General features: G+C 36.9%; 17 protein-coding genes. 1 reads left to right on the top strand and 16 read right to left on the bottom strand.

The features are described from left to right. Positions 1 to 123: 123 nt before the first annotated feature. The 3 genes from WBM60_RS16025 to WBM60_RS16015 form a co-directional block, all read right to left on the bottom strand. Positions 124 to 2,448 (bottom strand): patatin-like phospholipase family protein, encoded by a 2,325-nt coding sequence (locus tag WBM60_RS16025; RefSeq protein ID WP_424262724.1) that lies wholly within the window; start codon positions 2,446 to 2,448, stop codon positions 124 to 126. A 21-nt stretch (positions 2,449 to 2,469) separates the two neighbouring features. Then, positions 2,470 to 3,051 carry an O-methyltransferase gene (locus WBM60_RS16020; RefSeq protein WP_424262722.1) on the bottom strand — a complete coding sequence of 194 codons (582 nt, stop codon included), beginning with the start codon at positions 3,049 to 3,051 and terminating at the stop codon, positions 2,470 to 2,472. Between the two features lie 114 nt (positions 3,052 to 3,165). Continuing rightward, entirely contained in the window at positions 3,166 to 5,655 is a 2,490-nt protein-coding gene (locus tag WBM60_RS16015; protein WP_424283323.1) for a mechanosensitive ion channel domain-containing protein, read from the bottom strand. 354 nt (positions 5,656 to 6,009) lie between these two features. On the opposite strand from WBM60_RS16015, the gene WBM60_RS16010 reads away from it, so the two are divergent. Then, positions 6,010 to 7,374, top strand: a complete 1,365-nt coding sequence (locus WBM60_RS16010) for a cyclic 2,3-diphosphoglycerate synthase (RefSeq protein ID WP_424262718.1) — start codon at positions 6,010 to 6,012, stop codon at positions 7,372 to 7,374. A 66-nt stretch (positions 7,375 to 7,440) separates the two neighbouring features. Here WBM60_RS16010 and WBM60_RS16005 read toward each other — a convergent pair whose 3' ends face one another. The 13 genes from WBM60_RS16005 to WBM60_RS15945 all read right to left on the bottom strand — a co-directional run. Then, positions 7,441 to 9,027, bottom strand: a complete 1,587-nt coding sequence (locus WBM60_RS16005) for a serine hydrolase domain-containing protein (RefSeq protein ID WP_424283322.1) — start codon at positions 9,025 to 9,027, stop codon at positions 7,441 to 7,443. Continuing rightward, the gene (locus WBM60_RS16000) at positions 9,017 to 9,949 is read right to left on the bottom strand and encodes a mechanosensitive ion channel family protein (protein WP_424262714.1); all 933 of its coding nucleotides are present in this window, start codon (positions 9,947 to 9,949) and stop codon (positions 9,017 to 9,019) included. Before WBM60_RS16000 ends, WBM60_RS16005 begins: the two co-directional genes overlap by 11 nt. 64 nt (positions 9,950 to 10,013) lie before the next feature. After that, positions 10,014 to 10,313, bottom strand: a complete 300-nt coding sequence (locus tag WBM60_RS15995) for a chaperone modulator CbpM (RefSeq protein ID WP_424276875.1) — start codon at positions 10,311 to 10,313, stop codon at positions 10,014 to 10,016. A 2-nt stretch (positions 10,314 to 10,315) separates the two neighbouring features. Beyond that, positions 10,316 to 11,203, bottom strand: a complete 888-nt coding sequence (locus tag WBM60_RS15990; protein ID WP_424276874.1) for a DnaJ C-terminal domain-containing protein — start codon at positions 11,201 to 11,203, stop codon at positions 10,316 to 10,318. 406 nt (positions 11,204 to 11,609) lie between these two features. Then, entirely contained in the window at positions 11,610 to 12,374 is a 765-nt protein-coding gene (locus tag WBM60_RS15985) for a hypothetical protein (RefSeq protein WP_424259095.1), read from the bottom strand. Between the two features lie 176 nt (positions 12,375 to 12,550). Next, the gene (locus tag WBM60_RS15980; RefSeq protein WP_424259096.1) at positions 12,551 to 13,108 is read right to left on the bottom strand and encodes a hypothetical protein; all 558 of its coding nucleotides are present in this window, start codon (positions 13,106 to 13,108) and stop codon (positions 12,551 to 12,553) included. Positions 13,109 to 13,280: 172 nt separating this feature from the next. Next, complete coding sequence (locus WBM60_RS15975) at positions 13,281 to 13,664, bottom strand: nuclear transport factor 2 family protein (protein WP_424283321.1); 384 nt, start codon at positions 13,662 to 13,664, stop codon at positions 13,281 to 13,283. Between the two features lie 180 nt (positions 13,665 to 13,844). After that, the gene (locus WBM60_RS15970; RefSeq protein ID WP_424263296.1) at positions 13,845 to 14,969 is read right to left on the bottom strand and encodes a DUF819 family protein; all 1,125 of its coding nucleotides are present in this window, start codon (positions 14,967 to 14,969) and stop codon (positions 13,845 to 13,847) included. After that, complete coding sequence (locus WBM60_RS15965) at positions 14,966 to 16,015, bottom strand: succinylglutamate desuccinylase/aspartoacylase family protein (protein WP_424276445.1); 1,050 nt, start codon at positions 16,013 to 16,015, stop codon at positions 14,966 to 14,968. Before WBM60_RS15965 ends, WBM60_RS15970 begins: the two co-directional genes overlap by 4 nt. Positions 16,016 to 16,189: 174 nt before the next feature. After that, complete coding sequence (locus WBM60_RS15960; RefSeq protein WP_424283320.1) at positions 16,190 to 17,194, bottom strand: PliI family lysozyme inhibitor of I-type lysozyme; 1,005 nt, start codon at positions 17,192 to 17,194, stop codon at positions 16,190 to 16,192. 54 nt (positions 17,195 to 17,248) lie between these two features. After that, positions 17,249 to 18,829 carry a M81 family metallopeptidase gene (locus WBM60_RS15955; RefSeq protein ID WP_424283319.1) on the bottom strand — a complete coding sequence of 527 codons (1,581 nt, stop codon included), beginning with the start codon at positions 18,827 to 18,829 and terminating at the stop codon, positions 17,249 to 17,251. Between the two features lie 2 nt (positions 18,830 to 18,831). Continuing rightward, on the bottom strand, positions 18,832 to 20,442 hold the full coding sequence (locus WBM60_RS15950) for a peptidase dimerization domain-containing protein (protein ID WP_424278671.1): 1,611 nt from the start codon (positions 20,440 to 20,442) through the stop codon (positions 18,832 to 18,834). A 72-nt stretch (positions 20,443 to 20,514) separates the two neighbouring features. After that, positions 20,515 to 21,888: S10 family peptidase (locus WBM60_RS15945; RefSeq protein ID WP_424283318.1), on the bottom strand; the 1,374-nt coding region annotated here is incomplete at its 5' end.

The raw sequence follows: 21,888 nt of genomic DNA, 5'->3' as shown, positions 1-21,888 counted from the left end.
GGAAGGATATTAAATTTGAATTCAGGCCTTCCATATCAGAAAAATCATGAAAGTATAAATGCCTATAACCTGTCTGGAACCCTTATAACTTAATTAACTATTGGTTCAAGGTATTTGTATTTTCTAGTTGGAGCGATTAAATGGAATGCCAACACTAAAGGTCAATCTAACTTTGTTAATATCATTTACCCAGGAGACATCAAAATTAACAGGACCTAAAATGGAATTATATGAAAATCTTGCTCCGGCAGATATTAAGGTGCTTGTTTCAATGGCATCTGACCATTTACCATCGGGAGAAAAGGCATCTTTAATATACTCATCAAAGTTTTCAAAACCAACAGAAGCAATGTTAAAATGTGGAGTGACATATAATTTTTCAAAAGGATTTAGCTGAAGACCAATATTGAGTTTCATAAATTGATTAATATTTAATTCAGCTTCATGTAGTCCGGAAAAAGTATAACTTTCTTTATTAGGGATGACCATATTTCCTCCTAAGAAGTATTTGGAAGAATAGCCATAATCTGTAAACGAAATAGTATTAGCTCCAGGCTGATCCTCAAAAATAAAGCCTGCAGATGCGCTAAATATCCCAGTAATTTTTAGTTGAAACGGCACTCTCTTTTCGTAGGTCAGATTAAACTTGGTAAACCCATTGGTTTTTCCGCTTGCATCCTCAAGATTGTCATCGCTATAGGACAAATCAACATTATTTAATAGGGACCTCCTGATGTTGACATTAAAAAATGCGCCCTCAGTGGGGAAGAACACATCATTTAAAGAATTATATAAATATTGAGTGTATACTTCTAAACTATTGGAAAAATATTCATTCAACAAAAGCACATTTTCGCTGATTTCAGGGTCAACTTTTGGTTGTATTTTGCTGTATTTGTAATTAACCCCTATTCCTAAATAACTCCTAAGTGAATTTAAATTTTTATTTATCTGATTATCAAATAGAAAGTGCCGATATCTAAAATCATCAGCGGTTTCTCCATTAATATAAAATCTTTGTCTTAATTGTTGTGCAAAAGCCTCAGATCTCCACCACCAGTCCTTTAAGCTTCCAAAATTTTTTTGATATTGAAGTCTCAACATTGGTTGTTCGGCAATATCCAGTGATACCAAAAACCTGGAAGCCTTACCTATAATATTTCTACCTGTATAATTCAGAATCAGTCCTACACCCCTGTAGTCATCATAATGCAACGAAGTTTTAGCCTGATGCCGAGATTTTTCCAGGCCTTCGATTTCAAACCCTGTACTATCACCATTTACAATAGCCTTATAATTGATCTCACTAAAAATTTCAGTACCCATGGCTCTATCTATGCCATTTTTGACATCTTCGGTTGTATATGCTACATGTGGTTTAATATTGGTTCTCGCTTTCACCAGGTCCAGATTAGCCCTGCTGATACCCTTATATATAATGGTATCAAAAACGGTCCTATCTTTTGTTTGCGGTAATTCATGTTTTTTTAGCGGATAGTCTTTTAATTGTTCTGCCAAGTCTGCCAGTTCCTTCATATTATTTTTTACGGCTATTTTCCCCTCTTCATAGATTTCCTGGCTTTTTGCAAAATCCCCTGTAGAATAACTCAAATTAGGGATATGATCTATGAGTATATCACATAGCTCCCTATTCTCGGGATTTTTAAGATTACTCGCTAACATTCCGGTTTGAAATAAAATAGTGCCAATATTGTCTAACTTTTCGATAGGTGCCATTCCCCCGCCAACATCACTTCCTAGTATAATATCAGCGCCCATTTTTTTGGCAATATCTGTTGGGAAGTTATCCAGAATACCTCCATCCACAAGCAGGGTGTTGTTATAAGGAACAGGTTTAAAAACGCCGGGAATAGACATGCTTGATCGCATAGCCATAGCTAAAGAGCCTTCTTTTATCACTACTTCTTTGCCATTAACAATATCTGTGGCAACAGCTCTATAAGGGATGGGAAGTTTATCAAAATCATTTATTCTGTATACAGGATAGGTCAGGACAGATAAAAATTCTCTTAAATTCTGATCCCCCAATAAAGAAGAGTTGATCTTTGGTTTGCCATTTGTCAAATCGAATTGTGCTAAATATCTTTTAAATTCACTTTTTTCTTCCATGCTTACATCAGACAAAGCAACCTTTTCCCTAAGGAGCTGATTCCAATTCACATTCAGGGCTATATTGGCAATACTATCACCCGAATATCCCATGGCGTATAGGCCTCCAACAATACTTCCCATACTGGTTCCCACCACGAGGTCCGGGACAATTCCTAAAGAATCCAATAATTGAATAAATGGGATATGTGCAATTCCTTTTGCTCCACCACCACTCAATACCACAACAACTTTTGGTTTTTTTTCCTGTGCTGAAAGAAATGGAGGTAGTCCGATTAATAGGACAAGTAAGATAACTTTTAGGTGTTTTCTGCTCATTTTTATTATTAATAAATATATCTAATATTTCCTGGTTGCAATAATTACGCCTGTTGACCAGTTTAATTTTGTTAGATTAAAATCCTCGCGATTTTCGAGATAGTCAATTAACTTTTTCACCTTTTCCTCATGCCGGTCCGGCCAGTTTGCCTGAAGTATCATGTCGTCAATAATGTAAAATCCACCCGATTTTACAAGATCCAGAGTTTGGTCAATTCGGCTGTATTTTCCCGGCCATGCATCTGCAAATATTAAGTCGAATTTGTCACCACTATACTTTAAGATCCAATCCTCCCCGTCTGCACAGATACTATTTATTCTGTTGTCGGTACCGAAAAATCCTTTGGCAATATCTATAAGGTTTTGATCGTTGTCTATGGTTGTCAATCTCGATTTAGAATCCATCCCATCTAGCATCCAGGATAAGGATAGTCCGATTCCGGTACCCAGTTCAAGCAGGTTTGAATTGGGCTTTGAAGTGATAAGCGTTTTCAGCAAGCTACCTATATATGGGTCAGAAGGCATGGGGAACCCAATTTCTTTACATTTGGCAGCGATTTGCGGCTGTATTTCTGGGATATTAGTGACGTTCCATTCATTCATAACCGATATTTATTTTAATTTTCTCAAAGCCATTGAATAATGGCCTGAGGGTACTTATTGTGTTTAAAAATTACAGCTCAGTTATTTGGAACATTCAGGTTGTATTTAAACAAGTTAGTTGGATTCATTCTTCTCGGGAAAGATTCCTGGGTTATCTGCTTTCTGATTGTCTTTCGGCTCCTGCGGAAAATGAACCACTCGTTGCGGGAAAGGGATTTCTATATCGAGTTCTTTAAATCTGTTGTAAATGGCAACGGATATATCACTTTTTGCTTGTAAGCCATTTTCAAAATTAACCCAAAAAAGCACCTTAAAGTTCAATGCACTTTCACCAAAATCTGTAAAGAGAGCTCTGGCAGGAGGGGTTTTCAGAACATCTTTATGCTCATTAGCTACCTCTGTTAAAACATTAATAATCTTGTTAGGGTCTGATTCATAAGTAGTTCCTACTACTATTTCAATTCGTTTAATAGTGTCAGAAAGTGTCCAGTTTATCAGATCATTTGAAATTAAATTATTATTTGGAACAACTACTTCTGCACCATCATATGTACTTATCCGTGAAGAACGTACCCCTATCTTATTTACGGTACCAAGCAAATTGTTGACTTCTACCGTATCTCCAGGTAAAATTGGCCTTTCAAAAACTAAAATGATACCCGAAATAAAATTTGATATAATGTTTTGTAACCCAAAACCGATACCTAAACCCAGGGCACCAGCCATTAAATTAAATTTACTTAAATCTATACCAAGGGAGGAAAGAGCTAATACAATACCAAAAGCCAGAATAAAATATCGGATTACCAATGATATGGCTGCGGGAATTCCTTTTGGAAGTTTTATTATTTTAAAGTCAACATCTTTGCCGTCTAAGAGAAATGATATGAAACTGGTAATAAGAAACGATATCACAAGGATAGCAATAAATGTAAGTATAACTCCCAGAGTAAAGGTAATACTGCCCACTTTGTAAGGTTCAGTAAGGATACTATTTATAAATTCTGAAAAAGGTCTTAACAGATCTATCATTTTAAGAAAATAGAAAGCCCAAAATATAGAAACACTAACCCTTAATATTTGCAATATTTTGATTTCAATAGACCTTTTTTTAATTGGATCGAAATGCTTTCTTCTACTAAAATTACTATGGATAGCACCCAAGGTAATTCCTTTGATCATTTTCCAAATGGCATAAAAGACGATGGTTAGTTCACTACTCTGGGTACATATTTTTATAGTTAGATCTGTAAGGTTTGTATATCCTAAAATATTTGAGACAATGGAAATGATTAACAAAAGATAGATCGTAGGCGTTAGTCGTATCAAAAAACCACCGAATTGTTTTTGGTATAATTCTCTCGTTTTCAAATAGGGATACGTAAAGTAAAGCACAGTTGCCGCTACTAACGTGGCCTCAATAAGGAGGTATATTCTGTAATTAGGGGATGAAAACCAAAAATAGGTTTTAGCAGTATCCAAAATAAAAAGAAAAATAACAAAGTAGATGATGTTTTTAAACCGTTTATCCATATAGGTCTGCACCAAAGGCATTGCACAAACCAGGATTAAAAATACGAGGATGTCATCAAAAAGTTGTGGGGTATTAATAAAGAAAAATCTTGCACATAAAAAAGAAATAAACATTATACCCCAAACAGTTTTATTTACAATGAGATCTTTTGCTTTTTGCAGATCATCATATGGTTCTTTTATTTCATATTTAAGGTATCCCTTTCTTATATATATGATCCCTGCTATTACCAGGCCAATAACAATAAAAAAGAGGTAAATATCATTTTCACTGGATTTAGCAAAGTTGAAAATATTTCTAATATTTTCCGAAACAGATTCTACACCTGCTTTTTTATCAGAATCTGTCTTTTCAGTTTTAAATGAGGTCTTCCACAAAGGTGGATGTCGTAAGTAAAAGAGCTTATAAACATCCGAATTTTTTAAAGCAATCAATTCCTCAATGACTTCTTCAATGATTAAATTCTGATTGTTAATTTTGGATTCAAGTCTTAGAAAATAAAAGTTTTCATTTTTAATTTTTTTACTGACGCGCAATACTTCGTCCAATACGCTTTTTATATTTGTTAGAAGTTCGGGCGGTACATTTTCCTCTATGGCATTTTGATAAGTTAATTCCCAAACTTGTTCTTTGGGTAATATTTCCTCAGCCAATATTGCATTTCGCTGTTCATAAACATTAATTGTACTTTCCCACCCATTTAAATAATCCCGATAACCGTTCCATTTATTAATTTGATTATCTACTTTTTGCCTATTGGGATTCGCTTTGATAAAATTTTGAACATAACTTTGCCGATCTTTTATCAGTTCTGCATGAACGGGGATAAGAGAATCAATTTCAATGACCTTTTTACTAGGTTCTATTTTGTTCTCAATCTGTTTTAATTCCTTATTGATATTCTCCATTTCCTGTATGATATTAATCACAGGAATGGCCTTTGGTTGAATAGCCAAGGTAGAATCAACTGCTTTTATTAAGGGAGTTTCTTGCGATTGTACAACCACAGGTGTGGTCAGTAGTAGTGTAAAGAGAAATAATCCCAGGAACAAATTAAATTTTCCAAACATAGAAGGTGCTTTTAAATCCAATCCACGAATATAGTATTTTTCTTTAGGCTAAGATAAGTTGGAAGAGGGGTTTGCAACTCGTTAGAGCCAGGAAGCCATGATTATGGGCATCTTTTTTATGTTCATACAGAGTCTTAATTCCAAAGCATAATAAGTCAGGGTTCAGACTATTTAGCCCATAAATACTTATGTTTTAAGATTTACAGTTTAGCAAAAAAAAAACTGCTATTCAATCTTTTTTCTGGATTATCCCGAAACTTTCAATTGATTGAGACTGCAAATGATTTTTATCATTTCGAATATATCAATCTTAGAATATCTTCGAAGGAATAAATGCATTTAAATAAAACTAACATGGTAAAAAAAAGAATTCTTATCATGGGCGCTGCCGGCCGTGATTTTCACAATTTCAATACCGTATACCGGGATAATGAGAGCTATGAGGTTCTAGCTTTTACTGCAGCACAAATTCCTAATATCTTAAATCGTAAATACCCACCTTCACTGGCGGGAGAATTATATCCTTCCGGCATACCAATTTATGATGAAAAAGACCTTACACAATTAATTGTTGATCTCAAAATTGATGATGTTGTTTTTTCGTATTCGGATGTCTCCTATGAACAGCTAATGCATAAAAGTGCCCTGGTAAATACTGCGGGTGCAAATTTTGTCTTACTGGGCAGAAAAGAAACCTCGCTTAAGAGCACTAAACCATTAATTAGTGTTGGCGCAACCCGAACAGGTTGCGGTAAGAGTCAGACTGCCAGGCGATTGATTGAGATCCTTATTGAAAATGGACTTAAAGTTGTGGCCATCCGGCACCCTATGCCTTACGGAGATCTTGAGGCTCAGAGGGTACAGCGCTATGCGCGTCTGGAAGACCTGGAGAAATACAACTGTACCATTGAAGAAATGGAAGAATACGAACCTCATATTGTCAGAGGAAATGTCATTTATGCAGGAGTGGATTATGAAGATATTATAAGGGCGGCTGAGAATGATCCGGATGGTTGTGATATCATTGTATGGGATGGGGGAAACAATGATTTTCCATTCTATGTGTCTGATTTGCATATTACTGTTACAGATCCTCACAGAGTGGGCCATGGAACAAAATATTATCCTGGAGAAGTCACTTTAAGGATGTCTGATGTTGTTATTATAAATAAAATAGATAGTGCACGCCCAAAAAATATTGATAAACTCCGAAGATTAATTACTCAAGTTGTTCCAAACGCAATTGTAATTGATGCTGCCTCACCAATAAGTGTTGCCGATCCTTCTGTAATCCGAAATAAAAGGGTGTTGGTGGTAGAAGATGGGCCAACCTTAACTCATGGAGGCATGAAACTTGGAGCAGGTACATTGGCAGCCGAAAAATTTGGAGCTTCTGAGATCATAGATCCCAGACCATACCTTGTAGGGCAATTGAAGGATACTTTTGAGACTTATCCAAAAATTGGAAAATTATTACCGGCTATGGGATATGGTGTTCACCAGCTTAGGGATTTGGAAGTGACTATAAATAGTTGTGATTGCGATGCAGTAGTTATTGGTACGCCCATAGATTTAAACAGGGTGATAAATATTAGAAAACCAAGCACACGGGTTTTTTATGACCTTCAATCTATTGGGAAACCAAGCCTGGAAGAAGTGGTTGAGGAATTTTTAATAAAGCACAATATTGAAACCGGAATAGAAGAACTGGTAGAATAGGCTTGAAAGACTAAATTTATTTCTCTCAAAAGATTAGTAAAGAGTGCGATCGCACTCTTTACTTTTTTAGGATTCGCTAGGTTCAAATGATAAATAAAGTTGCTGTAATTTCGCTTCTTTTTCAGGGGTTAGTGTAAAAAAGATGTTAATGACTCCGTTTTCTGCCTTAATGCTAAAGCTGCCTCTTAGTTGATTTTCGGGTTTAATTTCATTCGTACTGAGAACTGTACCTGCTTTGTCAAAAATCTCTTTTGCCTCCGCCATCCGGTGTTCACGTGATTTATCCATATAAAAATTTTCTGCCAACAATTCCTCTTCCAAATCAGGACTCCAGGATTGAATTAATTGACTCACTTGTTGCTGTCTTTCCTTTAAAATAACCGATACGGGAAGTTTACGAGGCGCTAAGTCCAGGCTTTCAAATAGTAATTTTTCTATCTTTTTAAGGGGCCATGGAGCCGTATAGGTAAGATTACCAAAGGCCATTATCCCAACGCCATAGTCTGGATAAAATACATAATTACTTCCAAAACCGGGTAGTGCACCGCCATGTCTGACCAATTTTAGGCCTTTACAATTGGTGTGAATCCCTAATCCGTATCCGTATCCGGAAACTGATGCACAAGGTTTCTCGTTGAAGTCTGTGGCTTCAGCATTTAAGCTTGAAAATTGGGGCGTATGCATTTCTCTTAAAGTACTTCTCTGAACGGGTCCGTTTTCCGCATCGCTCCTGGGCGGCCAGGCAGAAAGGTGAAAGCTAACATATTTGCTAAAGTCTTCTATAGAAGTTATTAAACCTCCCATTGCACCGTAAGACCCGTCATGAAGCATAGGTTCCAGTTTCCATTGATCATCTTCCCATCGGTATCCAATCGCCAACAGTTCCTTTGGAATTTTATCATATTCCCAATAGGTATTTTTCATACCAAGTGGCAGTAAAATATTCTCTGTGATATATTGCTGATAAGGCATTCCGGAGACACGGCTTATAATATTACCTAGTAGGGCATATCCCGTATTACTGTACTCAAATGTATAGGAGGGAGGGTTAGAAAATGCAATACCTTCAGCAAGAAGGTTTATGAGCATTTCATCCGGCTCATCTAATTGACGGTCCCCCCAGGGATTATCTTCCGGGAAGCCGGCGGTCATTGTCATGAGGTTTTCAATATCAATTACCGGAGAATCAGAAGTGAGGTATTTCAGTGCTGCCATTTCGGGGATATAATCAGTCGCCGGATCACTGAGTGATAATTTTCCTTCATCCCGAAGTTTCATAATAGCCATAGCCGTAAAGCTTTTACTCATGGATGCTATTCGAAATGCAGCCCCTGTAGTTACAGGTAGTTCCCTGGAAATATCAAGCAGCCCGGCAGCCCCTGCAACAATGAGCTCACTATCTACTACTATGCCGTACGCGACCCCGGGTATTTTGCGCTCTTTTGCATGTTCCTCTATCAGTTGCTGCATTTCGGTAGAAATGCTCTTTATCTTTTCCACACGATTGTCATTGGAGAAAACAGGAGGGCTATAGGATGTGGAGACGGATTTGGAAGCTGAATCAATTTTTTGATCTGCTGTTTGAGGTGAGTTACATGAAATTAGCAGTGAAAGTAAAAAGAAGGGGATGAAATACTGTTTATTAACTATCATTGTTTGTTTGAGTTATACCTTTGTCGTTAATATTTACTATTGGAATTCGCACTATTTCAACGGTTGTAGAAGCCAAAATTACTTTTCCATTGGTTTTTTCAAACTCTTTCCCAATTAATTCATTTAATATATGTTTTGTAAACCGCCTTTTTTTATAATCGACAATATATCTCAGGTTGAACTCAATCCAATTATCGGTCATCCTAATAGCCAGAGTAGGTTCTACTTTTGCATCTTCGATATAGTATCGCTCAACAACATCCTTCCATTTAGCTATGGAATTTGCTACATATTCAGACAAATTTTCAGTAGCTACCTTGATAATAATATCTTTTGCCATTTCAACATCTGACCCATACCTAATAGGTAAATTAAACTCATCCCAAATAAAAGGGAAATCCTTGGAATAGTTATAGATTGGACCTTTGAAAACAAATGCATTACTCAATTTAATTATTCTCCCGCTGTAATTATCACTGCTCACCCATTCCCCAATTTCCATCATAGTGGTATAAATACTATCTACATCAATTACATCACCTTTAATTCCATTAATCTCTATTCTATCACCAGGGATATATACTTTTACAAAGAAAATAAACATAGACCCCGCAATGCTTAAGATCAACTCCTGAAGGGTAATTGCAACCCCCGCTGATAAAAGTCCAATTGCTAATGTAAAGTCCTTAATATTCCCGGTAAAATAGGAGAGCGTAAGAATTACGAGGATCAAATAACCAATTACTTCTATTCCCTTTTGAGACTTATATTTAACCTTAGAGTTTGGTAAATTTTTGCGAATGAATCTTCTCAGGAATTGAATAAACCCAATTATCAATAACACCAGGAGAACGTATTTTATTAATGTTGTCGAAGTTGGATGAGCTAGCATCCATTCTCTTATGAGTTCTATGGATTTCATTATTTTAAAATTGGAATAATACTTTTATTAATAATCTTTCTCAAATGTTGCTCTTAATTTATTTTCAATAATCGTTTTCGTACAAACGCAGCCTGTTATGAAGCTTATTCAATTCATTTTGTAAACTATCAATTTTTTGCAGCAAATTGAAAACTGCATCAATACCTTCAGTATTTATATTTAATTCCCGGTGGATTCTAATCATTTTTTCCACATCACTAATTTTATCCTGATGAAGATAGGAAGTTTGCTCAAGGGTTGTGATACTGATTAAGCCCTCTTCATGGAGTTCATTAAAAAATGAAACCTCTACACTATAATGTTCACATAACTGGACAATTGGTATAAAATCTTTTAGCTCCATATCTATCTTAGTTTTGCCAATTCCTTAAATAATTCCTTTTCTTTATCTGAAAGATTGGTTGGTATTTTTATCTGATACGTAATGTACAGATCTCCAAACTGACCTTCTTTTTTATATATAGGAAAGCCTTTACCCTTTAATTTTGCCTTTGTCAGATTTTTTGTTTCCGGCTTTACTTTTAACTTTACTTTTCCATCAAAGGTATCTACAACAACCTCCCCGCCTAGCAGGGCTTTGTATAGGTCCAGATCAATCGTTGCATAAAGGTTGTCCTTATCACGTTTAAATTTCGAGTGATTGAGGATCGAAAATTTAATGTGTAAATCCCCTTTTGGTCCACCGTTGACTCCTTCTCCGCCATACCCCTTAATTTTGATTACCTGCCCGTTCTTAACGCCTGCCGGAATTGTTAACCTAATATTTTTGCCATTTATAGTAAGGGTTCGTTTATGGGTGCGATAGACATCTTCCAGTTCCAACTGTAATTCCGCATTGTAGTCTTGTCCCCTAAATTGGACATTTCTACCTCGACCTCCTGTAGATCCTCCTCCAAACATGGAACCGAAGAAGTCTGAAAAGTCTTCTTCTGAATATTGGCCAGGACCTCTTTGTTGTGTACTTCTATGATATTGCTGCTGCTGCTGTGCTTTTTCAATTTCGTCGGCATGTTTCCAGTCTTTCCCGTGTTTATCGTATTTTTTGCGATTCTCCGGATTGCTCAGAACTTCGTTGGCTTCGTTTATTTCCTTGAATTTCTTCTCTGCTTCTTTGTCACCCGGATTTAGATCGGGATGGTATTTTCGGGCCATTTTCCGATAGGCTTTTTTAATATCATTTTCAGAGGCTTTCTTATTAATCCCCAATATTTTATAATAATCTATGTAGGTCATTTATTCTTAGATATTAAATTTATACCCGGGTTAAAACTATCCCTTACCGGGAGTTAATCCGATGGTTTGGCATCTCTTAGCATCCATGTTAGACTTGTTAAGATAAGCAGATATTCGGATGAACTCTACCGTTTGATAAACATGGTTTCAAATAGAGGATATTCCGCATGAATACATCTTATAAAAGTAACAAAAAATACACCGTAAAGCCAATAAAAATAGGATTATAAGGGTGTAAAATAAAGGGGTATCAGGGAATTAATTTCTAATTAAAAGGATATCCAGATATTCTTTCAGAATAAGTTATATATGTTTCACAGCGATAAATAAAGTAGCACATTCCTACATAACCTTGAAGGTTTAACCATTTTGAAAATGTCAATTTTCTTCAATAATTTAAGTCAATTTAAAGTGAAAGGATTACTGCTGTCAGAAGGCCTTTTATTTTTTTGTCCAGATCGGATTTAAACCATATCAATTTGAACCCGGATTCAGCAACCGCTACCAATGTATTATCTATAAAAAATTCATATCCTGAGTTACTGTAGGAGCCTTTTGAATTGAATGTCATTTCCTGAGTCTCATAAGTATTAATGGGAACAATCTCAATGAACTGGTATTCGTGAGATAAGAAATTACTTTCTAATTTTTCATCACCTTCAATACTACTAATATACCTCTTAAAGCTCCAGATTTCATTAGATTGATCGTTTAGGATTATATCAGCAGTTATTGTTTTATCCCCTTTTAATACGCCTTCGAAGTTTTCGGTCTGAATTCCGGTAGCTTGTTCTAAAACAAAGCCGGTTATTCCCCCAGATGATAAAACATATCCCTCATCTTCCTGAACTTTGCCTTTTAGTTCAACTTTTACAGAGTCTTTGGTTATTAAATTGACCGAAAATTTATATTTGATTCTTGTATAAGTAACTCCTTTTATATTTTTTTGATCTGTGGAAGTAATACCTGTTTTATATATAGCATTCCCATAATCGCCAAGGCTTATTTTAGATTTTCCAAACCATTCGGTTTTAGGCCATTCGATTGTTATTTGCTGAAATCCCGATAATAGACTATCATTTAAGATTTTTTCATTTGGTTGTGGAATTGCAATATGGCCAAAACCCAGAAAAAATATCAAAACCCATAGTTGAATTTCTACTTTAAGCATGGCTTTACAAAGGTTAACTATTGTAATGTAATTTAGAACAAATAATCATTGGATTAACATCAGTGTTAAAAAAACAATCAGTATAAATTATAATTTTAAAGCAAATTTATTACCGTTTTATTAGAAGGAGTTTATGCCCCACAACCTATATAAATAGTATGGTATAAGTTGAGTGCTTATTTCCATTTTAACCTCCTAACTCCAACAGCTATGATAATCCCAATCAATATTAGAAAGAATAGCGTTGTTGAAAGACTCTTTATAAATGTAAAAGTGTTTGTAATATTTACTTGTGACATTGACAAGTCTGGATAACTATTTAGCATATTTATTATACCAAAATTCTCCAGATAATCTGCGATTCCGGCAACAAGTGGGACCAGGCATAAATAGAAAAAAAGAGTACTTAATTTGTCTAATTTTTTAAGAAAATAGGCAATTAACAGGCAATATGTTATTCCAAAAAGGAATGGATATATCATGTCAATGGGAATTTGATTATATAAATAAACCTCACGGCCTTCTTCTCCAAGCTTGCTGAAAAGTTCATTTACATATTCGGAATTGTATCCCTGTGGCATCATATCCAATAATTTCATTCCACCAGAATAAGCAACTGTTTTTGGAATGGTGACAAAAAGCATAAATGCATAAACAAGATTGGTTAGCAAGAACAGAAAGACGACTTTTTTCCCTGTTAAATTTTCTGATATGATCTTTCTTAGTTTATTCACCGGACATTCAATTTGAACTAATTATGCTTCTATAAATCATTTTTTTTCAGACTTTGATATACATAAAGTACCATAAAACTCAAATTATAGCAATACTAAATTCCTGAGTCAATTGGGTGCTAAATACTACAATTAAAGTTAGAAAAATAGTTTGGTTTATTCGTTCTAATTATCAGTACATCGTATTGTTATTAGCAGAAATCTTGGGTATTTGTTGCATAGAATCCCAATGTTCCACAATTTTACCGTTCCTGTCAAATCTAAAGAAATCCATGGTCACATATTCCTCGTTATCGGGCCAACTTTGATGTGTATGCAGGGCAACCAAATCATCTTCAGCAACAGATCTGACAAATTCGATCGATTTATTGGGGTATTCAATGGCCATGCGATTGAAGTAATCAATAAAGGGTTGAGGTCCATCTCCTACCAGCGGGTTATGTTGTATGTATTCTGCACCTACGTATAACTCTACTGCCTTTTTAGGATTACCATTATATGCCATTTTGTAAAATGCGATGGCATTTTGTTTATTTTGTTTTAAAATATTTTTCATTTAAGAAGGTTTAATTTATTAAAATATAAACTTTGAATTTAAAACTAAATAACCTGGAGGCTTATATAATTCAAGGGGTTACGTAATCTAAAATTAGTAATTTTCCCGCTAGAAGAATCTATACATAGGTCGTAAAAACCTTGTGTTTAAGAATGTATTTTCTGAACTATGCAATGCCATTCAGAAAAAATAACTCCTAAACAGGAAAATGGTCAACATCCCCCAAAAAGTACCGGTAGCCATACTCAGGATGGCCAATATAATTGCATGAGGCATCCATTTAGGTTCATAAGCCGCAGTAACGGCTGGTGCGGTAGCTATGCCGCCCACATTGGCCATACTGGCTATGGGCACCCATGCTGTATTCACATTTAAAAGTTTAGCGACCAATAATAAGATGATAAAATGACTCAACAACCAGACAATCATAAACCCCAGAAAGCCCAACTCAAATTCTACCAGACTAAATTTCAATTTCAGTCCAAGAACAGCCATTACGATAAGGATAAGGATACCACCAAATTTTAGTACAAAACCAAAATTCCAGTTTTTAATTAGACTACTTAATAGCAATCCAATAGCAGACAAAACAATTATTTTTATCACAAAACTGTCAACCAAAGCGTTGATGACAAAAACAAAAGCCGTTAAAATCAGAAAACAGAGCAGAGGACTTAGGCTTTTTCCTTCTCGCTTTTTAATGGCTTCCGGCATGGACAAATTAGTAATTTTTAGTTTCCGGTTTAAAAAATCACTTTCTTTAATGCCCTGAAACATAAGGATTGTCCATATGTTAACCAGAATATTATCCATTACTAAAACCGTTAAAAAAATATTTTCAGGACATGCTACCAACTCTTTAAGCACTAATTGACTTGTACTGCCCCCAATCCATCCGCCTACAATAGGTGGAACACCTTTCCAATACTCCTGATTGATAAATAATTCTGAGATCAGTTCACTATCCAATAGAAATAGTGCCAGAAAAAAAGGGAATACTGCGATCCAAAATGAGCCTGCAACAAACACCGCAATAGGCTTCCATCCAATTGATTTTAATTGGAGGAAAGACAAACTGCTCATTACTGCAATTATGGCCAATGGAATAAAATAGAGCTTACTGTAATCGTGAATCTCGTCTTGAGAAAGATCTATGTCCATCAGGGCGGTAATTCCTGCTGGAATAAGGTATGCAAACAAAATAGCGGGAAACCAATTGAGCAGAGATTTAATGTTCTTATTCTCCCATCTGTTTAAAAGGTAAACTGCTATAACGGTAAAACCGCTGATTAACCATGGGATCATTCGTCAGCGTTTTGAAGAATTCCCAAATGTATAATTCTTCCACCATTCATATTAACGGGATTGCTGCTTCTACCAATTATAATTCCATCTTCGGGACTAAGATATTCCTTGATTGTCGCTCCAAATGGATCCCTTAAGACGGCAATTAAATCATTCTTTTTCACCTTTTGATTCAATTGGGTCTTTACCTCAAGGTAACCGCCTTTATCTACATATATCCAATACGATTTTTTACATACAGTGGCCGTAGTTCCAACTTTAATTTTGTTTTCAGTCATCTCCAGCCAACTCATTATATTTTCAATGCCCTCTATACCCCTTTCAATTATTTCAGGTTGAAAGACCTGCGGGTTTCCATATTCTATGGTAATTGAAGGGATTCCTTTTAATATGGCTTCAGCTCGCATTGTTCTCGTAGCAGATATTTGATCATTGGCACTTGGCACCCCTTTGTTGTTTAAGATGATATCTGCATTCTGAAGCAAAGCCATTTTTTGCATTTTAGGATCGCTAAGATCTGCCCTGACATAAAGGGTATTTTCCCTTCCGAAACTTGCCGTATGCATATCAACCAGGTAATCTATTTTAGAAAGTATTTTTGAATTGATCTGCCAGACATATTGTTGCGATCTGTTTCCTTTTTCTTTCCCGGGAAAATTCCGGTTCAGGTCTTCTTTGTCAATATACCTTCTTTGGTGTAATGGAATACTGACAGCATTTAAACCGGGAATAGCTATAATAGTTCCCTTTAAAGAGTGGATATCTATATCTTCAATTACCTTATGAATTACCATAATACCATTAAGCTCATTCCCATGCAAGGCGGCTGTTAAGCCTAATACAGGGCCGGGATTTTTCCCTTTTGCTATAATAACGGGTATAGAAATGGGCTGAGACAGTCCATTATCTATTATTTTAAGCCAATAGGTTTCTAATTGACCGGGGGCAATGTTTCCTAAATCTATTTCTTCAATGAGCGGTGCGGTAGATTGTGCAGAAAGTGTTACTTGTATTACGAAAAGAAAAAGGAAATACACTGTTCTCATGATGTTAAACGAATTAGGTGGTTTTAATCAAAAAAAGTTCTGTACATAGGGTGTTCAAGGAAAATAGGTGTTATAAAATGGATTTTTTTGTTAAATGCATTCTGTTATCACAACACCTTCTAAATGTAGTAAAATCCGTGATTCAAAAAAGAGGACGTCAAAAAATATTGATTATTAATTTTTTTCAGGAAAATCGGTGCTGTTTTTTATCACAAATTTTCTTGAGGCTTCACCATCGACTAATTGGTATTCAATTTGTCTTATTCCTCCTGTTGGATTTGCATTGGTATCTCCTTCCCTGTATATTGGAAAGCGCTGCGCCAGTGTGGTTTCGATAATTGAAAATTCATCATGGCCCATATACCCTTTTTTAAGCTCATCATTTTCTGAGATAGGAGGAAAATATATAGCACTAATAGATTTTCCATTATTTACAGAATAACCAATAACATCGCCGTAACTTCCACTGCCATCTGAGGACAGATATACCAGAATTTCCGGAAAACCATCAGAATTCAAATCTTCAATTTCCACATCGGCTATTGAACCCTCCAGAGTACGTGTGATAGCACTATTGTCTATTTCGAGTCCATATGGAAGAATTTGAAGTATTTTTTTATTGTTTCTGGCAAAAGACGAAACCGAAAATCCAATTCCCTGTAATTCCAGTGTTTTTGTAAAAAGGGTGGGATCTATCTGGGAGCTGTCTAATTCTCCTTCAATTCTTCCATAATCACCAGTGAAGTTACCGCCTCCTGAACAATAAAACTGCAGGGCATCTGCCTGTTCAGGTATTTCCGTAAGGATTTTTAAGGAGTCCTTTTTAAAGGAAAATAGAATGCCAACACCATTTGAACATGCTCTGTATAAAGAATCATTGACCTTAAAGGCTTTGGAATCAAAAGTACAGGTAGGCCTCTTTTTATCAGCTCGTGATCTAACCGAGATGCCAATAGTATTATCACCCTTGTTTCTAACAGCGACTGATATCCAGTCATATCCTTCAGTCCTTTGGTGGTATTCTTTTGCCACATAATTCCCAAGGAAATCATTTTGCGTTTCAGAAGTAATTGTTTCAGATATTTTTTTTTGAGGATTCTTGTTGGTTTCCTTGCAGGCAACAAGGGTGCCAAGGATAAGAATCGTAAGACTAAATCTCTTAAAGATTAGCATATTCATCGTGGTATTTTGTTCATATATTAATAATAAGTCTAATACTGATCCTATTCGTGTTTATGGAATATCATCCGATAAAGGAACAAATCTTGCCTTCAGATCCGGATCTGGCATATTCCTGTCTAAAGGATACATAGGTCTAATAATGTTTTTATATCCAAGGCGTTCCAGATCCTGATCTACTCCTCCGGGGGTTAGCGCCATAATCCAGTCGCCCCTCATATCGTATAATTCAGGCACTAAATAACCAATTTTGACTATTACTATATCTGTATTTCTTGGGTCCAACCCAAGACTGGTAAAATCTGCTTCTTTATGGTAGGGTTTGCGCTTCTTGGTTACGATTACATGGACACTACCTATTTTAACTACCACTTCTGTTTCTGCGTGAATATCACCTTCCTTAATGGCTTCTATTGTACCAGAAAGCATTACAGGCCCGGCAAAACGGTCATCAATAGCCGCTCCCACGGGAGCCACAATAGAATCTCCAATTTTTAAATTTGAGGCTTTTGCTATTAATTCCGGACCGGGAATGGAAGCATAGATTAAAGAGGGCCCTTGTCCCGACTTAAATTCCTTTCTTTTTAGTATCTCGTTTAAAGTCCAGCTTACATCTCCTGCACCCCCTGCAGTTGGGTTATCTCCCATGTCGCTGATCATGAAAGGTTTCTTTTTACTGGCAATGGCCATATCCAGACTTTCCAATAAAGTGGCGGTAGGGGCTACAAATTCAAATTCTGACCTAACCCGCCAAAAATGCTGTGCTAACTTTTCTGCGGCAGCGCCCACTTCTTCTTTATTATCTCCTGTAACCATTACTACGGCATGGTTACGAGGTTCATCTGCCCAGGCGTATCCTATCCAGATGGCAGCATCAATAACTCCTTCGCTTTTTGTAGCATCAGGGAGCATTGCATACAAGCTTTTTCCCGGTTCTATCCTTGTACTGGTTTTTTCTCCAGGTAACAATATTGGAACTGGTATCCATGCCTTATATGGTGGTTTTCCTTTCCCGTTTTCTAATCTGTTTAAGAGGTTATCAACGGCACGTTTTTTAGATTCAAGTGCATCCTCGTGCGGTGCCATGCGGTAACAGGTAATCAGATCTGAATTTTTGGCCAGGCGAGGGGATACATTGCCATGTAAATCCATTGAAGTAGAAATCAGGGTTTCATATCCAACTACTTCGCGAACACGAAGGATAAAGTCGCCTTCCGGATCTTCGAGGCCTACCACGCTCATTGCGCCATGGATATCAAAAAACAGGCCATCATAAGGTGTATTTTTTTTGAGCATTTCAAGGGTTTTGGAGACCAAAGATTCATAGGCTTCTCTGGTTACGATGCCACCCGGAAGAGCATGGGCCCGTAAAGTTGGGATCCATTCTGCCCGCTTTCGGTTAACTGAATCTTCAGCGAGAAACGGATAAAAGGAGAAAACATCTTCTGCAACCCTGGCATGGAATGCTTCTTCATGGGTTTGAGCGGGAGAAAAAGTACTGGATTCTATAGCCAGGCCCGCTATTGCGATACGCGGTAACTTTATTTCTGGTACCTGTTTTCCTTCACCTTGCTTACAACTACTTGAGAGTATAAAAATCAGGATGTATGGCATTAAACTTTTTAGAACACTCATTTTCACTTCATTTCCTTTTGTTGTTCCAATTGATCGTTTCTTAAGGTTGGATATGATATCCCCAATTGTTCTATATAAGAATCATATTTGGATTCATCGTAATAAAATGGAACTAACATTGGAGCATATATTTCCATAATTTTTTTATTAAGATAGATTGCAGGTTTATCTGTTTCGGAGACCATGGGAACATATTTTTGCTTACTTATCTGTTCTTCATTATAGTATTTCCATGCCTGCTCTACCAGTTCCGGTTTTAAAAGTAAATCAAGAAGCGTCATGGCTTCAACTTTGGCTCCGGCTACTACTCCTTTGTGAGCAATTGGGGTTGCCATCGCAATAGCATTAGACCAATGGTGCCCTTGTAATCCTGGAATATTCGAAGGATACCTAAGTGTAACAGTAGGAACTTTCCAGGAAATATCACCAATATCATCCGATCCGCCACTTACGGGTTCTACAACCGGGAGACCTATGGTATCCAATTTTACGGCTAGTCCGGTTGTGTCTTTAGGGGAGTTTACTTCACGCTGAACTGCTTTTGCCAGCATTTGATCCGCTTCGCTCCACTCAGGTAAGCCTACTTCCAAAATATTGGAATACATGTCTTCTGCAATCGGTTTATTAAAATGTCTTGGCCAGGCGGTTCCCAAAATCTTGCTGCTCATTGTGGTCCTTGTCATCATGGCAGCACCTTTTGCAATTTCGTCAGCCCTTTCATAAACCTCCATAATTTTCGGATAGGTAATTTCCCGGAAATAATACCAGATAGAGGCTTTTGAAGGGACTACATTGGGTTGATCACCCCCATTGTTTATCACAGAGTGAGATCTTCCCAATGGGTGCAGGTGTTCCCGGTTGTATTGCCAGCCAATATTCATTAATTCAACGGCATCAGCCGCACTCCTGGCCCTCCAGGGAGACCCCGCCGAATGTGCGGATTCTCCTTCAAAAGTATACTCCACAGAAATCATACCCGTACCGCTTGCAGGACCGTAAGAGACATTCATATTATTGGAAACATGTGTAAAAATGCAAAGATCAACATCATCAAAATAACCGTCCCTTGTGTAGTACGCTTTAGTTCCTAATTGTTCTTCTGCCACTCCTGGCCATATAATCAGAGTACCCGGAATTTTTTCGCGTTCCATTATTTCTTTTACGGAAAGCACTGCCACGACATTAAGCGGTGTTCCGGAGTTGTGGCCTTCTCCATGTCCCGGGGCACCTTCCACAATAGGATCATGATAGGCTACGCCCGGTTTTTGAGATGCTTTTGGAATACAATCCAGATCACTTCCAATGGCAATAACAGGTTTTCCTGTTCCCCATTTGGCCCACCAGGCCGTTGGAACCCCCGATATGCCATATTCTATTTCGAATCCATTCTCCTTTAAAATATCGGTAATGTATTTGGAAGTTTGTTCTTCCTGAAAACCCAGTTCAGAAAAACTGAATACCTTATCTACCATTACCTGAGCCATTTTAGCCCTTGCCTCTACCTTCTCCTGAACTTCTTTTTTTAACAATGGCAATCGGTCTTCCTGAGTTTGAGCCTTAACTGCATGGAAGCCTGTAAAAAATGTTAAAAATATTATGCAGATTTTTTTCATGGTCAGCTATTAAAAGTGTTAATGATTTAAATGTACAACAGGATTTTAAAAACAGATGAGATGTTTACAAATTCAATTGGATAAAAACTCCCTGATATCAATAGATAATTTTAGGAAATCTGGTTCATGGGTATACATCATATGCCCGGCTTCATAGTAGCCCATTTTAACACGTTCTCTGCTAATTCCATTTCGGGAAAATGTATATTCCGCATCAAAAAATGGACAGATAAGATCATAATAACCGCTGGCTACAAATACTTTCATCTCTGTGTTTCTTTTCATCGTCTCTGCTAACTTTCGTGCAACATTTACGGCTGAGGGTTCCCAAAATTTACCGTCAGGAACAGGTCGCCATCTCCATTTATTTCCAATAGAGTCATTAGAGGTTATATAGGGGTGGTCCATTTTAATTTTAAGTTTATCGGCAAAATAATGATTTAAGGATGCTGTATATGCAGAACTTATCTGATAGTCTGCCGGATCACCAAGATGAGGTGTTTCGGAAACTTTATCAACTTCATCGCCCATAAATCTACCGTCCAGGCGCCCTACAGCAAGTCCGCGATCTAGAAGTAGTTGTTTTTGAAATCGAGGCATTAAAATTCTTAAATCAGATTTTAATATATAGTCTTTATTCAGCCCTGTGAAATAACTGAGCTTTTCGGCTAATTCATTTTTTTCGTTATCGCTTAATAATGAACCTTTGTAAAGTGCGGGACTATAAACATTATAGGTGAAATCCCGGGCTTCATTAAGAAAAGCCTTCAATTCTTTACCCTGCCCCGTTTTTTTATGATACCAGGCCGTTGCAGCCATACTTGGCAGGTAGGTTAAATAGGAGGTAATATTGTCGTGTACTGAGGTAGAACCGGCATAATCTAAGGCCTGGGAAATAAGAATTAAACCGTTCAAAGCCATATTTTGCCCTCCTTTTTCCAGTGCATTCGCAACCGCTGCAGCTCTGGTGGTTCCAAAGCTTTCTCCTGCGATATATTTAGGCGAAAGCCACCTATTGTTTTCAGTAATCCATTGCCTCATAAATTTTGCAATAGAAGCGGCGTCTTCATTTAATCCCCAAAATTGCTCAACTTTACCTTTTCCTACCACCCGGCTGTACCCTGTACCTACAGGGTCAATAAAAACAAGATCTGTCAGGTCCAAAAGACCGTTTTTATTTGTAATCAGATTATATGGAGCTGCACCATCATCTTTTAAGGCATCTGAATTTACCTTTACCAATTGGGGACCAAACATCCCCATATGGAGCCATACAGAAGCCGAACCCGGTCCGCCGTTAAAAATAAAAGTAACCGGTCTTTTTGTAAAATCGCTTATCCCTTCCTGGGTATAAGCAACAGACCAGATAGATGCTACTGGTTTATCCTTCTCATTTTTTAAATAGGTTTCAGAAGCCGTTGCCATATATCTGATGGTTTTTCCACC

This window comes from Eudoraea sp. (genome assembly GCF_049669105.1).
Classification (GTDB): Bacteria; Bacteroidota; Bacteroidia; order Flavobacteriales; family Flavobacteriaceae; genus Eudoraea.
This window is presented reverse-complemented; position numbering and strand designations above follow the sequence as displayed.